The sequence below is a fragment of the Microbacterium umsixpiens genome, from assembly GCF_053543675.1.
The window spans coordinates 12,966-13,532 of record NZ_JBLVOH010000062.1 but is presented as its reverse complement, the minus strand read 5'-3'; the positions used below and the strand labels follow the sequence as shown (position 1 = coordinate 13,532).

The following is a 567-nucleotide window of genomic DNA, read 5'->3' as shown; positions in this document are numbered from 1 at the left end:
GCGTCGAGCTCGACGACTCGGGTCACGTGCGGGTGAACAGGGTCGCGCGCACCTCGGTGCCCAACGTCTACGCGGTCGGGGACTGCACGAACTTCTTCCCGCTCGCCTCGGTCGCATCCATGCAGGGGCGCACGGCCGTCTTCCACGCGCTCGGTGACATCGTGATCCCGCTGGAACTCATCAAGATCACCTCGAACATCTTCACCGCTCCGGAGATCGCGACGGTCGGATACGGGGTGAAGGACGTCGAGGACGGCGTCGCGGACGGCATGGTCTACAAGCTCCCGCTCGCGGCCAACCCCCGCGCCAAGATGATGGGCATCAAGGACGGCTTCGTCAAGCTCATCGCCCGCAAGGGATCCGGCACCGTCATCGGCGGCGTGATCGTGGCACCGAAGGCCTCCGAGCTGATCTATCCGATCGCTGTGGCGGTCGAGCGTCGCCTCACGGTCGACCAGGTCTCGCGGGTGTTCGCGGCATACCCGTCGCTCTCGAGCAGCATCACCGACGCCAGCCGGGCGATGCACCTCGTGAACATCTCCTGAGACGCAGGACGAGAAAGGGGGG

The 567-nt window shown here is 66.1% G+C and carries 1 protein-coding gene; it reads left to right on the top strand.

Features of this window, described 5'->3' with window-relative positions:
- Positions 1-545, top strand: a 545-nt coding sequence (locus ACNPM4_RS06220) for an FAD-dependent oxidoreductase (protein WP_448985089.1), incomplete at its 5' end; no start/stop codon positions are given.
- Positions 546-567: the final 22 nt, after the last annotated feature.